This window comes from Ligilactobacillus sp. WC1T17 (genome assembly GCA_900110005.1).
In the GTDB taxonomy this organism is placed as follows: Bacteria; Bacillota; Bacilli; order Lactobacillales; family Lactobacillaceae; genus Ligilactobacillus; species Ligilactobacillus ruminis_A.
The window spans coordinates 95,126-110,039 of record FOCC01000008.1; the positions used below are offsets into that span (position 1 = coordinate 95,126).

Below are 14,914 nucleotides of genomic sequence, written 5' to 3' on the forward strand. Positions count from 1 at the left end.
TAAATGGAGTTAAGCGAATTATTTAATGGTGCGTCAAACGTCAAAACTTTCTATCAAAATCTTAAAGAACCCGGACGCCATTTGGTGACGGGGGTTTTCGGCTCTTTAAAGACTGTTTTAATAGCCGAACTGTTTAAAAAAACGCAAAAACCTCTGTTGGTATGCTGTGATGACTTGTATCATGCACAAAGTTTGGCGGATGATTTGACAAACCTTATCGCTGAAGAGCAAGTTGATTTATTTCCGGTTGAAGAAGAAATGGCAGTCGAATTAGCAACCAGTTCGCCGGAATTTAAAGCGCAACGGGTTAAAAGTTTAGCTGATTTATCCTCGAAAAAGCCCTGCATTGTCGTCAGCTCTGTGTCGGGCTTTAAAAAGATTTTGCCACCCAAAACTTTTTTTGAGCATAACTTATTAGCTTTTGAAGTGGGAAAGACATATGTTTTAGCTGAAATCAAATTAAAGCTCATGCAGATGGGATATACCCAGACTAAGCTGGTCGAACGCCCCGGTGACTTTGCAATCCGCGGCTCGATTGTTGATATTTATGCGTTAAATACCGAAAATCCTGTGCGGCTGGATTTTTTTGATGATGAATTAGATTCGCTGCGGCTATTTGACGCAGCTGACCAGCGCAGTTTGGAAAACAAGCAGCAGCAGGTTGTCTTACCAGCAACGGAATTAGTTGCGTCTAGTGAACTTTTAGAGCAGGGAGCCAAAAGACTGCAAGAAAAATTAGCGCAAAGCCTTGAAGATAAAAACCTCACTAAGGAGGCGCAAAGTCAGCTTAAAAATAGTGTGGGATTGGTTATTTCCGACTGGAAAGCGGGCTTAAAAGGTGAAAAAAGTCTGCTATTTGCGCAAGAATTATATGCTGACCAGGCGCAAAGTCTCAGTGATTATTTGGCTAAAGACGGGATGGTCATTTTCGATGACTATGTCAGATTAAAAGAACAGGAAAAAAAGCTTGATTTGGCTGATTTAACATGGCTGACGGAAAAAATCGCTGAACACAAAATTTTTGCCAAAGATAGCCTCAATTTTGATTTGCGAACCCTAGAAAAGCAGGTTAAGCAAAATAAAATCTTCTTTTCACTGTTAAAAAAGGGCATGGGACGCTTGAAATTAGCTTCAATTGATGATTTAAGAGGCCGAAATGCGCAGCAATTTTTCGGGCAAATGCCACTCTTAAAAACAGAAGCGCTAAGGTGGCAAAAAGCCCAGGATACGGTTGTCGTTTTGCTCAATTCGAAGGAGCACATGGCAAAAGTTCAGCAGACATTTAACGATTTTAAAGTAAGCTATGTTTTGGCCCAAACAAAAGAAGTCTTTAAAGCTAAATTACAGCTTGTTTTGGGCAATTTGCAGCAGGGATTTGAATTGCCTAATGCGCATTTGCTGGTGTTAACGGAAGCGGAATTATTTGAAAATCGTAAAAAGCGCCAGCCTAAACGTCAAACGATGGCTAACACCGAACGACTGAAAAGCTATACCGACCTGAAAAAAGGCGACTATGTGGTGCATGTTAACCACGGGATTGGTCGTTTTATGGGGATGGAAACTTTAGAAGTCGGGGGGAAACACCAGGATTACATGACTATTTTGTACCGGGATGATGCCAAATTATTCATTCCCGTCAGCCAGCTTGACCGGGTGCAAAAATATGTTTCAGCTGAAGGCAAGACACCGCGGGTTAATAAATTAGGCGGCAGTGAATGGCAGAAAACGAAAAACCGAGTAGCTGCCAAAATTGAAGACATTGCTGATGAATTGGTTGAACTGTATGCACAAAGGTCGCTAGCTAAAGGGCATGCCTTTCCTAAAGACGACAGCCTCCAAAGAGAATTTGAAGCGGCCTTTCCTTACACTGAAACGCAAGATCAACTGCGCAGTGCAAAGGAAATAAAGCTTGATATGGAAAAAAAGCGGCCGATGGACCGGCTTTTGATTGGCGATGTTGGTTATGGCAAGACGGAAGTAGCTTTGCGGGCGGCTTTCAAAGCTGTGGATGATGGCAAACAGGTTGCCTTTTTAGCACCGACGACTGTTTTAGTGCAGCAGCATTACGATACGATGCTTAAGCGGTTTGAAAATTTTCCGGTTGAGATTGGGATGCTTTCGCGGTTTAATAGCCCAAAGCAGACTAAAGAGACCTTAGCTAAGTTGAAAGATGGCCGGTTAGATATTATTGTCGGCACACACCGGCTTTTATCAAAAGACGTTAAATTTGCCGATTTGGGCTTGTTGATTATTGATGAAGAACAGCGTTTCGGGGTTAAGCATAAGGAACGTTTAAAAGAATTAAAAGCGTCTGTTGATGTCTTAACTTTGACAGCGACCCCGATTCCTCGAACCCTTAATATGTCGATGCTGGGCGTGCGCGATTTGTCAGTGATTGAAACAGCGCCGATGAACCGCTATCCCATCCAAACCTATGTGATGGAACAAAATTATACCGTAATTGCAGATGGTATTAAACGCGAATTGGCGCGCAAGGGGCAGGTCTTTTATTTGCATAACCGCGTGCATGATATTGAACAAGTGGCTGAAACCTTGAGTACGTTGGTGCCGGAAGCAAAAATCGGTTTTGTGCATGGACAAATGACAGAAAATCAATTGGAGGGCATTTTGTTTGATTTTATTGCCGGCGAATATGATGTGCTGGTGACAACGACGATTATTGAAACAGGTGTTGATATGCCAAATGTTAATACCTTATTTGTCGAAAATGCCGACCAGATGGGACTAGCTCAGCTGTATCAATTGCGGGGGCGTGTAGGACGGTCAAACCGGGTGGCATATGCTTATTTCATGTATCAGCCGGATAAAGTGTTAACTGAAGTCAGCGAAAAACGGTTAGAAGCTATCAAAGATTTCACCGAACTGGGGTCAGGTTTTAAAATTGCTATGCGCGACTTATCCATTCGCGGGGCAGGCAACTTGTTAGGTAAACAGCAGCATGGTTTCATTGATTCAGTCGGCTATGACTTATATACGCAGATGCTTTCTGATGCAGTGGCGAAAAAGCGCGGGGTCAAAAAGCAGGCTAAGACTAATTGTGAAGTTAATTTGCAAGTTGAAGCCTACCTGCCGGAAACTTATATTGAAGATTCACGCCAAAAAATTGAAATCTATAAGCGGATTCATCAGCTGCATAATGAAGCTGAATATGAAGAAATTAAAAGCGACTTGGAAGACCGCTTTGGTGCTTATCCCGATGAAGTAGCCAACCTGCTTGAAATCGGTCTTTTAAAATTGTATGCCGATTACGCTTTACTTGAAAAAATCAGCCAGGTAAATAACAAAATTGAAGTGTTGTTTTCAAAAGAAGCCACAACAAAACAGGATATTTCCCAGGTAATCGAGGCCTTTGGTGATTTGAAGGTTACTTTTGGCAGCCAAAATCAAAAGACACTGGTAACAATTAAATTACCGTCTCAGGTTAATTATGCGGCCTTGCTTTACACCGTAGAACAAACGGTGCACCAATTAGCCCGTAATTTGGACAATGAACCTAAAAAAGTTGAGGAAAAAACATGAAAAGTGAACAGGTTGAAAAAGCGATGAAAGCAGCGGTAATCTTAGCCTTAGCCGGGATAATCGCGAAGATTTTAAGCGCCTTTTACCGGATTCCGTTTCAAAATATTGTCGGTAATGCCGGCTTTTATGTTTATCAACAGGTATATCCCATTTATGGCATTGGCATGACGTTTGCTTTAAGCGGTTTTCCCGTTTATCTGTCTAAATTGGTCGCGAAAAAAGATAATCCCTTGGCTCAAATAGCAATGTTAAAAAAGATTTTTAACATTTTATTAGTCTTGGGGTTATTAATCTTTGCTTTTTTGCAGCTAAAAGCACATACTTTAGCGTTACTGATGGGCGATCCGGGATTAGCTTTACTGATTAAAAGCGTGGCGTGGATGTTTTTATTTATGCCGTTTTTAGCGGTGCCAAGAGGATATTATCAAGGAACATTAAGGATGATTCCGGTGGCCTTGTCGCAGGTGGCAGAACAAGTCATCAGAGTGGCGGTGATTTTAGTTTGTGCTTTGTGTTTTGCCAAATACCATTGGTCGCTGTATCAAATGGGCGCCTATGCAATGTTAGGGTCAACCTTTGGTGCAATGGGTGCTTTAAGCGTGATGCTTGGCTTTTACCGGCTTTTTACCCCAAAGGCAAAAGTTAAGGTGGAATCTTACCGCTTTTTGGCCTGGCATTTAGCTACAGATGGGATTGTCATCTGTCTTTTTGCTTCCTTGATGGTTTTGTTGCAGCTGGTGGATTCTTTTACGGTCATGAAAAATCTGTCTTACAGTGGATTGAAAATTTTTGAAGCCCAAAATATCAAAGGTGCTTATGACAGGGCTCAGCCGCTCGTTCAGCTGGGGATGGCTTTAGCGTTAGGTTTTTCATCTTCGCTGCTGCCGGCTTTAGAAAGGGCTAAAGTAAAAAAACAGGCTGATCTTTTTTTAGCCACGGCTAAAACGCTGCTTAAAATCAGCCTGACTTTGGCTATGGCAGCCACAGTGGGGATGATTAGTATTATGCCCCAGTTAAACACTTTGCTTTTCGGTGATTGCTTTTTGAGCCAAAGCCTGGATGTGTATGTGGTTAGTATTGTGCTGATGACCCTCATCGGTACCTTTAATGCGATTTTGCAAAGCTTAAATTACATCAAGGAAACCGTGACAGCTTTATTAGCGGGGATTGGGGTCAAAATATTGTTAAATGGTCCTTTAATCAAAATGTTAGGTATTAGTGGCGCCAGCTTAGCGACAGTGCTTGCTTTACTGGCAGCGCTGGGGTTGATTATCAAAGCTTGCCCTAAAGAAATTCGCGGTTTACTGGATTTAACTTTCAGTTTAAAATTAAGTTTAGCTTGTGCAATGATGTGGCTAGCAGTCTTTTTAGCTGATTTAGTGCTTAACCTTGGCGCTGGACGGCTGATGTTTGGTGGTGAAGGTCTGCTTTTGGCACTTATTGGTGCGGTAGTCTTTTTTGTTGCAGTAGCATATCTAAAGCTTTTTACAAAAGCGGAGTGGCTGGTATTGCCTAAGGGCGAGTATCTATGGCAGCTGGTTGTTAAGATTAGAAATGAGGAATAGAAATGAGATTAGACAAATATTTAAAGGTCTCACGCGTGATTAAAAGACGTAGTGTAGCTAAAGATATCGCTGATCAAGGACGGATTACGATTAATGATAAAAAGGCCAAATCATCTTCTGAAGTGAATGTTGGTGATATTTTGGTGATTAATTTTGGTAATAAAACGTTGAAAATTAAAGTCAATGAGCTTAAAGAGACGACCAAAAAAGATGAAGCGCAAGGTATGTATGAAGTTGTCAGCGAAGAATATAAGGAAGATTTTCGTTTGTAAACTTTTTGAAATAATAGTCTAGATGTTTATTTGCTATAATGTTGGTATAAAATGAAAAAGTGAGGCGAGCAAGGTGAAAGACAGCAAAATTTCGGTCATTGATAATCCTTATTATCAAAAACAGATGGCACAACGTAAAGCTCATGATAATTATCTTAAAGAATATCGGAGCTATCTTTTGTTCCGCAACGTTTTAGGATTAATTGTACTGTTTGTTGTGTTGGGGGCAGTTTTTGCTACGGCAACTAACTCTTTAAAAACCAACAGTTATCGGGAACGCCAAACGCAAGCCTCAGCTAAGCTTAAAAAAGTTACTGCAGAAAATAAGCAGCTTAATTTACAGGTAGCCCAATTAAATGACAACGATTATGTGCAAAAATTAATTCGTAAAAAGTATCTTTATTCAAAAAATAATGAAATTATTTTTAGTCTTAAGGATATTACGAAAAAAACATCTGAATAAATCAGCATAAATTTTCTTTTTAGAATTTGTATAAATATAAGGTAATTATGTTATACTGAAGTCACAAGAATTTCTAGGAGGAAAATTTTTTTTATGTCAATTGAAGTTGGTGCAAAAATCAAGGGCAAAGTTTCAGGTATCACAAATTTTGGGGCTTTTGTTGATTTAGGGGATAATAAGACCGGTTTAGTTCACATCAGCGAAGTATCCGATAACTTTGTTAAGGATATTCATGATGTTTTATCTATCGGTGATGAAGTAGAAGTTAAAGTGCTTTCCGTGGGGGATGATGGTAAGGTGAGTCTTTCCATCAGAAAGGCGCAGGATAAGCCAGCCCAAAAGCGTGAAGGCTACCATAAAAAATTTGATGGTTCAAAGAAATTTGAAGGCCGTGCCAATAATAACCATGCCCATGAAGGACATACCAGAGGCCCTGTAAATAAAAAATTTGCATCACAACCACATCACCAAGAAGGCAAGCGTAAAGATTTTGATTCTTTGTTGGCCGGTTTCTTGAAAGAAAGTGACGAACGGTTAACCTCTTTGAAACGTAATACGGAAGGTAAACGCGGGGGCCGTGGCGGTCGTCGTTCATAATTATTAGAGGCTGGGTAACCGGCCTCTTTTTTTAGGTAAAATGGATGAAAGATAACTTATTATTAAAATTTAGTCATGACTGGGAAGGTTTAATTAAAAGCCCGGCCAATGTTTTAGTTGCCGTTTCAACGGGGGTAGATTCGATGGTTTTGTGCGATCTATTGCTGCACTTGCCCTTAAAAATACGGCCTGAAGTCAGTGTCGCTTACGTAGACCATCAATTACGGAAGCAATCAGTTGAAGAGACAGCTTTTATTAAAGATTATTGCCAAAAAAAGCATTTACCCTTATATCACTATACGTGGCCTAAAAAAGATCATCCGCAAACAGGCATGGAAGAACAAGCCCGCCGAATGCGGTATGCCTTTTTTGAAAAAGTGATGCTGCAAAATAAGCTGCCTTATTTATTGACAGCGCATCATGCCAACGATCAGGCCGAAACAATCTTAATGAAGGAAATCAGGGGTGGCGATTTAAAACAGCTGCAGGGCATTTTGCCAAAAAGACCGTTTGCGCAAGGATTTTTACTGCGGCCTTTGCTTAATTTTTCCAAGGCGGAAATTTTGGCTTATGCTAAACAGCATCAAATTCAGTATTTTGAAGATGAGACTAACCAACAAGATGATATTTTGCGCAACCGTATCAGACACCATATTATCCCGCAATTTGAGCAGGAAAACCCGCTTTTTTTGCAGCATATGCAGGATTTTAGCGAGCAGCTGCAAGATTTATTTGCCGTGGCAGCTGTAAGTGTTGCTAAAGTGAAAAATGACTTAAAAAACGGTACGGGGTATGATTTAGCAGGCTGGCTAAACATTGAGCCTTATATGCAGAGAATACTGTTAAAAGATTTGTTAGCTAAAAACGGAACATTTTCAAAAAAACAGGCTGATCAATGTCTGAAACTTTTGCTTAACCCCAAAAAGCCGCAAGCACAGATAGCTTTGGGTTCAGATTATTTTTTTGTAAAAAGCTACCGTTCTTTTAAAATTGAACAAAAAAAGCCGCAAGCAGAAAATATTTCGGATAAACCCCTTAAATTAGCGGTGGGTAAATGGTATAGTTTAGATAACGGCGCACGGTTAGGCGTCTTTTTAAAAGACAAAGTCGAACTTTTAAGTTCAGATGATGTTTTGGAAAGTGCAAATCCTCATTTTTGGCTGCGCCACCGGCAAAATGGTGATATGATGCGATTTGCTGCCTACCATCAAAAAGTCAAAAAAATTTTAATTGATCAAAAAATTGCCACTGAAAGGCGTAAGCAATTATGGCTGCTGGTAAATGATCAAGGCGAAGTTGTGTGGATTATCGGAGTCAAAAAATCTGATTTGTCACAGGCTAGTCTAAATGATAAAATGCAATACATAGTAGTTTTTCGCAATAATGGCAGGAAAGAGGTTTAATTTTCATGGGAATGAATGACGATATTAAGGCTGTTTTATACAGCAAGGAGCAAATTGAAATGGCTGCTAGCAAAATGGGTAAAGAAATTACCAAAGACTTCGAGGGTAAAAACCCATTAGTAATCTGTGTTTTAAAGGGCGCTATCTTGTTTATGGCAGATATCGTGCGTCATATTGACACTTATTGCGAACTTGACTTTATGGATGTTTCCAGCTACGGCGATGCGACTGTTTCATCCGGCGAAGTTAAAATCATCAAAGATTTGGATACATCTGTTAAAGGCCGCGATGTTTTGATTGTCGAAGATATCATTGACACCGGTAAGACCTTGGAAAGTTTGGTTGCTTTGCTCAAGGGCCGCAATGCCAACTCTGTTAAGATTTGTACTTTGCTTGATAAACCTGAACGCCGGGTTGAATCAGTTAAGCCTGATTACGTCGGTTTTGAAGTTCCAAACGAATTTGTTGTCGGCTACGGGCTTGATTACATGGGCCGTTACCGCAACTTGCCATACGTTGGTGTATTGAAGCCTGAAGTTTACGAAAATAATTAAGCCAAAAGAAGCTTTTTTATTTGGTTAGCAAAGGTCAAATATGCTATCATGAAAATGTCGAAGCGCTAGGCTAAATAGCGCATAGAGGTGAGGAGGAATTCGTTTGAATAATAACAATAATAAAAACGGACTCTTGCGGAACAGTCTCTTCTATATCGTTGTTTTCTTAGGGATTATGGGGGCTTTATATTACATGTTTGGCAGCCACTCCAATACACAATCCCAACAGATTCAGTCAAGCCAATTTATTACTGAATTGAAGAAAAATAATGTTAAAAGCTTTACTTTGCAGCCTTCAGGCAGCACTTATAAAGTTACTGGGACTTATCGCAAAGCACGTAAGGTAAGCCAGGCAAGTGGCATAACAGGTTTTGCTAATATTTCTTCCAAGGCAACCAATTTTTCAACCAACGTTTTAACCAACGATACATCTGTAGCGCAGATTAGAAAATATGCTGAAAAATACAATGTTAAGTACGGTGCTAAGGAAGAAGAATCCAGCAGTGTTTGGATTCAATTGCTGATTTATGTAGTGCCATTGCTGTTCTTCATCATCTTCTTTTACATGATGATGGGTCAAGCAGGGCAAGGCGGCAATGGCCGGGTGATGAACTTTGGCAAGTCCAAGGCTAAGCCGATTGACAAAAAGAACAACCGTGTCCGCTTCTCTGATGTAGCGGGTGCGGAAGAAGAAAAGCAAGAATTAGTCGAAGTTGTTGAATTTTTGCGTGATCCGCATAAATTCTTGGCTTTAGGTGCTAAGATTCCATCCGGGGTTTTGCTTGAAGGACCTCCAGGTACTGGTAAAACTTTGTTAGCCAAGGCCGTTGCCGGTGAAGCCGGCGTACCATTCTTCTCAATTTCAGGTTCTGACTTTGTGGAAATGTTCGTCGGTGTCGGTGCTAGCCGTGTTCGTGACTTATTTGAAAATGCCAAAAAGAACGCGCCATCAATCATCTTTATCGATGAAATTGATGCCGTGGGTCGTCGCCGTGGTAATGGCATGGGCGGCGGTCATGATGAACGCGAACAAACGTTGAACCAATTGCTCGTTGAAATGGACGGGTTCGAAGGTGACGAAGGCGTTATTGTTATGGCCGCTACCAACCGGTCTGATGTTTTGGATCCGGCTTTGCTGCGTCCAGGCCGTTTTGACCGTAAAATTTTGGTTGGTCGCCCTGATGTCAAAGGTCGTGAAGCTATTTTGAAGGTTCACGCTAAGAATAAGCCATTGGCTAACGATGTTGATTTGAAGATGATTGCTAAGCAAACCCCAGGATTTGTCGGGGCTGACTTGGCTAACTTGTTAAACGAAGCTGCCTTGTTGGCTGCCCGTCGCAATAAAAAACAAATTGATGCTTCTGATGTTGACGAAGCTGAAGATCGTGTGATTGCTGGTCCAGCTAAGCGCGACCGGGTCATCAGCAAGAAGGAACGGGAAACGGTGGCCTTCCACGAAGCAGGGCATACCATTGTTGGTTTGGTATTAAACGATGCCCGCGTTGTGCACAAGGTAACTATTGTGCCGCGTGGTCGTGCTGGCGGTTATGCAATCATGCTGCCAAAAGAAGATCAAATGCTTTTGTCTAAGAAGGACTTGAAGGAACAAATTGCTGGCTTGATGGGTGGCCGTGCGGCTGAAGAATTAATCTTCAACCAGCAGTCATCGGGGGCTTCCAATGACTTCCAACAAGCAACACAATTGGCACGGGCAATGGTAACTGAATATGGGATGAGTGAAAAACTCGGACCTGTTCAATATGAAGGGCAAAGCGGTATGTATGCCGGTGATTATGTGCCAGGCCAACATGCCTTCTCTGTTGATACTTCAAATGCCATTGATGCCGAAGTTAAGGACCTTTGTGAAGAAGGTATGGAAACAGCCAAGCGTATTTTGGAAGAACATAAAGAACAGCATGAAACAATTGCTAAGGCCTTGCTTGAATACGAGACTCTTGATGAAAAGCAAATCTTGAGTTTGTATAATACTGGCAAGATGCCAGCTCAAAATGAAGACGAATTTCCATCTGAAAAGGCAGCTACTTTTGAAGAAGCTAAGGAAGCTTTGAACCGTAAAGAAGCTGTTAAACAAGCTGAAACAGCATCTAAAGATTTAGCAAGCAATACAGCTTACGAAACAGCAAAAGAAGCTGATGAGACTGAGTTTGAGAAGAAAGAAGAGGCTAAAGCCGAATTTCCATCTGAAAAGGACGTTGAAGTCAAGAATGATAAAACGGCCGAAAAGTCAGATGATGATACGGATACTTCTTCTGAAGATAAGCCTGAAGCTTCTGGCGATGCACAAACTAAATCTGACGATGAAAGTAAATAAAGAAAAGCCGGAATCATCCGGCTTTTTTTGTTTAGTCTGATTTGTTCGACAGTTGTCACATCCTATGTTAAAATAGCTGATTGGATACATTTGAAAGGAAGAAATAAAATGTCTGATTATTTGGTAAAAAGTTTGGTCTGCGATGGCCATCTGCGCGCTTATGCGATTGATGCAACCCAAACCGTAAGGGAAGCACAAACAAGACAAGACACATGGAGTGCTTCATCAGCGGCTTTAGGCCGTAGTTTGGTCGGCACCCTTCTTTTGGCCACTGCCTCTCTTAAGGGTGATGAAAAATTGACTGTTAAGATTAATGGTAATGGCCCAGCCGGCGGCATTGTCGTTGATGGTAATTCCAAAGGGACAGTTAAAGGTTATATTCAAAATCCTCATGTACACCTGCCTTTAAATGACAAAGGCAAGATTGATGTTAAAGGTGCCGTGGGGACGGAGGGCTTTTTTGCTGTTACCAAAGATTATGGCTTAAAGGAACCTTTTACGGGGCAAGTTCCGCTAGTTTCCGGTGAAATTGCCGAAGACTTTACTTATTATGTGGCTAAATCAGAACAGATTCCGTCTGCTTTTGGTTTATCTGTGTTCGTTAACAATGATAATACGATTGGGACAGCCGGCGGTTTTATGATTCAAGTTTTGCCTAATTGTCCAAGTGAAATTTTGGATAAATTAGAAGCAACCTTGAAAAATTTGACTCCGATTTCAACAATGATGCAAAATGGATTAACACCAGAGGATATGTTAAATAAGCTTTTTGGCGTTGAAAATGTTGAAATCTTGGAAAAAATGCCGGTCAAATTTGAATGCGACTGTTCTAAAGAGCGTTTTGCCAAAGCATTGGCCAGTTTGCCGCAAAAAGATGTTAATGAAATGATTGCCGAAGATCATGGCGCTACGGCGGTTTGCCATTTTTGCGGTAATGAATATCACTTTGATGAAGCTGAGTTAGCCGAAATTGCAGCTCAAGCACGCATGAAATAGAGGTAAAGGCATGGAGTGGAAAATCGGAGATATTGTCATCCCTAACCAAGTTGTTGTCGCACCGATGGCGGGAGTGACAAATGTTGCTTTTCGGATGATTTGTAAAGAATTTGGCGCAGGATTAGTCGTTTGCGAAATGATTTCAGATAAAGGCATTCATTTTCGCAACAAAAAAACCTTGGGCATGCTCTTTGTTGACCCTAGTGAACATCCTGTCAGTGTACAAATTTTCGGTGGCAGTAAGGAATCTTTAGTTGAAGCTGCGCAATTTGTAGCTCAAAATACCAGCGCTGATATTATTGATATCAATATGGGCTGTCCTGTACCAAAAGTTACCAAGACTGATGCTGGCGCAAGGTGGCTACTTGACCCTGATAAGGTATATGAGATGGTTAAAGCGGTGACAAGTTCTGTTGATAAGCCGGTGACGGTAAAAATGCGGACTGGCTGGGATGAAGACCATATTTTGGCGGTTGAAAATGCTTTAGCTGCTCAAGAGGGCGGCGCTTACGCCTTGGCAATGCACGGACGGACACGCAAGCAGCTTTATTCAGGGCAAGCCGATTGGGGTATTTTGCATGATGTTTCTCAAAAACTCACGATTCCCTTTATGGGAAATGGTGATGTTAGAACACCTGAAGATGCTAAAAAGATGCTTGATGAAGTAGGTTGTGATGCCGTAATGATTGGTCGGGCTGCTTTAGGCAATCCGTGGATTGTGAAGCAGACAGTGGAATATTTGGAAACAGGTAAGCTTTTAGCTGAACCGGCACCGGAAGAAAAAATTAAAGTTGCTAAAGAACACCTGCATCGCTTGGTTTTAGCCAAGGGTGAAAAGATGGGGCCAAAGGAATTCAGATCGCAAGCTGCTTACTATTTAAAGGGTATTCCACGCTCAGCTAGGGCTAAAGCTGCTTTAAACAGTGCGGATACGGAAGAACAAATGCATGAAATTTTTGATAACTTCATTGCTGATTTAAAAGATTATCAGGCTAAAAAAAGTAATTAGCTAAAGATTGTTGTATGATATAATTAAAATATGTATGTAAAAAGAAAGTGAGGATTTCTAATGGCTAATGAAAAGACCATGAATGATCAATTACGTGTACGTCGTGAAAAGATGCAAGAATTGCGCGACAATGGTATTGATCCTTTCGGCCATCGTTTTGAACGTGATTCCATGAACCAAGATTTACATGAAAAATATGGTAACATGGATAAGGAAGAATTAAATAATATGAATGTTGAAGCAACTATTGCAGGTCGAATGGTTGCTAAACGCGGTAAAGGCAAAGTTGGTTTTGCTGATTTGCAAGATAAGACAGGCAGAATGCAGCTTTACATCCGCAAAGATGAAGTCGGAGAAGATATGTATCATATCTTTAAGCGGGCTGATTTAGGTGATTTCTTGGGGATTACCGGCCATGTTATCAAGACTGATATGGGTGAATTGACTTTGAAGGTAACTAAACTTACTTTCTTGTCCAAGGCTTTGCGTCCTTTGCCAGACAAGTATCATGGCTTGCAAGACGTCGAACAAATTTATCGCCAGCGTTACCTTGATTTGATTACTAACCACGAAAGTTATGAACGTTTTGTTAACCGTAGCAGAATTGTGACAGCTATTCGCCGTTATCTTGATCAAAATGGCTTTTTGGAAGTTGAGACACCTGTTTTGCACACACAAGCAGGTGGTGCAGCTGCACGTCCATTTATTACACACCATAATGCTTTGGACATTCAGCTTTATCTGCGGATTGCTTTGGAACTTCATTTGAAGCGGCTGATTGTCGGCGGTATGGAACGCGTTTATGAAATTGGCCGTGTCTTCCGTAATGAAGGGATTGATACACACCATAACCCAGAATTTACCATGTTGGAAACTTATGCAGCCTACTTTGATTTTAAAGATGTCATGGATGAAACAGAAGGTATCTTTAAAGCTGCTGCTGAAGTTGTTTCTGACAACGGCATTATTTCTTACCAAGGGACAGACGTTGACTTTGGTAAGCCTTTTAAGCGTGCTCATATGGTTGATTTGATCAAGGAATATACTGGTGTTGATTTCTGGAAAGAAATGACTATTGAAGAAGCACGCAAGTTAGCTGATGACCATGGAGTTCATTATGAATCATATTGGAAAGTCGGCCACATTATCAATGAATTCTTCGAACAATTCTGCGAAGACAAGATTGTTGACCCAACTTTCGTTTATGGTCATCCAGTCGAAATTTCACCATTAGCTAAGAAGAATGCTGATGATCCTCGTTTTACAGACCGGTTTGAGTTATATATTCTGGGCGGAGAATATGCTAATGCCTTTACTGAATTAAATGATCCAATCGACCAGCGCCAACGTTTTGAAGCACAAGTGGAAGAACGTAAGGCGGGTAATGATGAAGCCGAAGGTATTGATGAAGATTATATTGAAGCCATGGAATATGGTATGCCTCCAACAGGTGGCTTAGGAATTGGGATTGACCGGTTGGTAATGCTGTTGACCGATGCAGCTTCTATCCGTGATGTTTTGCTTTTCCCAACCATGCGTCCAATCGAAAATAATTAAATCAAAAGAGAAGTCAGTTATGGCTTCTCTTTTTTTTGCATTTTTTACGAAAAAGGCTTGCTATTTTGGCTCAGTATGGTATACTAATAAAGTTGCTGATGCGCAAAAGATAGCTTAAAAAGATTATAGAAAAGATGTTGACACATATTTGTCTATATGTTAAACTAATTAAGTTGTCGCGTTAAAGCAACAATGATTTAAAAAAAGTTATTGACATTTCACTTCGAAATTGAGATAATATAAAAGCTGGCAGTTAGCTTGCTGAAATGAATTCAAAAAATTTATTTCTTGACAAAGATAATTGTTAGTGATAAAATGAAGAAGTCGCAATGAGCGGCTTTGAAACAGATCTTTGAAAACTGAACAAAGTTTCGATAAGCAAATGTGCAGGGCTTCTTGTTTTAAACAAGAGCAACAATATTTGCGAAGTCAATTCGCTAGTAAATTTAAATTTTGAGTCACAAACTTATAAATTGAGAGTTTGATCCTGGCTCAGGACGAACGCTGGCGGCGTGCCTAATACATGCAAGTCGAACGAAGCTTTTGATTAATAAATGCTTGCATTTAGCGATTAAAAGACTGAGTGGCGAACGGGTGAGTAACACGTAGGCAACCTGCCCAAAAGA

11 protein-coding genes and 1 rRNA gene are annotated in these 14,914 nt (G+C 40.8%); all 12 read left to right on the forward strand.

All coding sequences use genetic code 11. From position 1 onward, the window contains the following. Nucleotides 1–3 precede the first annotated feature (3 nt). On the forward strand, nt 4–3,540 hold the full coding sequence (gene mfd / locus BMX26_RS06525; RefSeq protein WP_075530636.1) for a transcription-repair coupling factor: 3,537 nt from the start codon (nt 4–6) through the stop codon (nt 3,538–3,540). Beyond that, nucleotides 3,537–5,105, forward strand: coding sequence for a putative polysaccharide biosynthesis protein (locus BMX26_RS06530; protein WP_075530637.1), 1,569 nt, complete (start codon nt 3,537–3,539; stop codon nt 5,103–5,105). The genes mfd and BMX26_RS06530 overlap by 4 nt, the downstream gene beginning before the upstream one ends. Before the next feature lie 2 nt (nt 5,106–5,107). Further along, a complete protein-coding gene (locus tag BMX26_RS06535; protein ID WP_075530638.1) occupies nt 5,108–5,377 on the forward strand; it encodes an RNA-binding S4 domain-containing protein in 270 nt (89 codons plus the stop codon). 73 nt (nt 5,378–5,450) lie between these two features. After that, nucleotides 5,451–5,840 (forward strand): FtsB family cell division protein, encoded by a 390-nt coding sequence (locus BMX26_RS06540; protein ID WP_082272500.1) that lies wholly within the window; start codon nt 5,451–5,453, stop codon nt 5,838–5,840. A 93-nt stretch (nt 5,841–5,933) separates the two neighbouring features. Continuing rightward, the gene (locus BMX26_RS06545) at nt 5,934–6,437 is read left to right on the forward strand and encodes a S1 domain-containing RNA-binding protein (RefSeq protein ID WP_075530639.1); all 504 of its coding nucleotides are present in this window, start codon (nt 5,934–5,936) and stop codon (nt 6,435–6,437) included. A gap of 44 nt (nt 6,438–6,481) precedes the next feature. Then, entirely contained in the window at nt 6,482–7,840 is a 1,359-nt protein-coding gene (gene tilS / locus BMX26_RS06550) for a tRNA lysidine(34) synthetase TilS (protein WP_075530640.1), read from the forward strand. An 11-nt stretch (nt 7,841–7,851) separates the two neighbouring features. Continuing rightward, the gene (gene hpt, locus BMX26_RS06555) at nt 7,852–8,394 is read left to right on the forward strand and encodes a hypoxanthine phosphoribosyltransferase (RefSeq protein ID WP_075530650.1); all 543 of its coding nucleotides are present in this window, start codon (nt 7,852–7,854) and stop codon (nt 8,392–8,394) included. 103 nt (nt 8,395–8,497) lie between these two features. Next, on the forward strand, nt 8,498–10,726 hold the full coding sequence (gene ftsH / locus BMX26_RS06560; RefSeq protein ID WP_082272501.1) for an ATP-dependent zinc metalloprotease FtsH: 2,229 nt from the start codon (nt 8,498–8,500) through the stop codon (nt 10,724–10,726). A 108-nt stretch (nt 10,727–10,834) separates the two neighbouring features. Then, nucleotides 10,835–11,722: an Hsp33 family molecular chaperone HslO gene (gene hslO, locus BMX26_RS06565; protein ID WP_075530641.1), complete on the forward strand. Its 888-nt coding sequence runs from the start codon at nt 10,835–10,837 to the stop codon at nt 11,720–11,722. A 10-nt stretch (nt 11,723–11,732) separates the two neighbouring features. Further along, complete coding sequence (gene dusB / locus BMX26_RS06570) at nt 11,733–12,731, forward strand: tRNA dihydrouridine synthase DusB (RefSeq protein ID WP_075530642.1); 999 nt, start codon at nt 11,733–11,735, stop codon at nt 12,729–12,731. Nucleotides 12,732–12,791: 60 nt separating this feature from the next. Next, nucleotides 12,792–14,288: a lysine--tRNA ligase gene (lysS, locus tag BMX26_RS06575; protein WP_075530643.1), complete on the forward strand. Its 1,497-nt coding sequence runs from the start codon at nt 12,792–12,794 to the stop codon at nt 14,286–14,288. Between the two features lie 469 nt (nt 14,289–14,757). After that, nucleotides 14,758–14,914 (forward strand): 16S ribosomal RNA (locus BMX26_RS06580); the annotation flags it as partial.